The following is a 601-nucleotide window of genomic DNA, read 5'->3' on the forward strand; positions in this document are numbered from 1 at the left end:
CAAACCCACCGTCATCCTCGCCCACACCGTCAAGGGCTACGGCCTGGGCCCCCACTTCGAGGGCCGCAACGCGACCCACCAGATGAAGAAACTGACCCTTGATGACCTGAAGAAGTTCCGCGACCACCTGCGGATCCCGGTCACCGATGAGCAGCTTGACAAGGACGCCTACCGGCCGCCGTATTACCACCCGGGTAACGACGCACCTGAAATCAAGTACATGATGGAGCGCCGCGCCGCCCTGGGCGGGTCCGTCCCGGAACGCCGGAACACCCACGCCGAGATCGTGCTGCCCGAGGCCAAGTCCTACGAGGTGGCCAAGCGCGGCTCAGGCAAGCAGATGGCCGCCACCACCATGGCGTTCGTCAGGCTCCTCAAGGACCTGATGCGGGATAAGAACTTCGGCAAGCACATCGCCCCGATCATCCCTGACGAAGCACGTACCTTCGGCATGGACGCGTTCTTCCCGACCGCCAAGATCTACAACCCCAAGGGCCAGAACTACCTGTCGGTGGACCGTGACCTGGTCCTGGCGTACAAGGAATCCCCCGCCGGGCAGCTGATCCACCCCGGCATCAACGAAGCCGGCGCCGTTGCAGCC

1 pseudogene is annotated in these 601 nt (G+C 64.1%); it reads left to right on the forward strand.

The features are described from left to right. Nucleotides 1–601, forward strand: a pseudogene (locus VXJ37_RS21055) (pyruvate dehydrogenase (acetyl-transferring), homodimeric type); the annotation flags it as partial.

Source organism: Pseudarthrobacter phenanthrenivorans (assembly GCF_036455295.1).
In the GTDB taxonomy this organism is placed as follows: domain Bacteria; phylum Actinomycetota; class Actinomycetes; order Actinomycetales; family Micrococcaceae; genus Arthrobacter; species Arthrobacter phenanthrenivorans_C.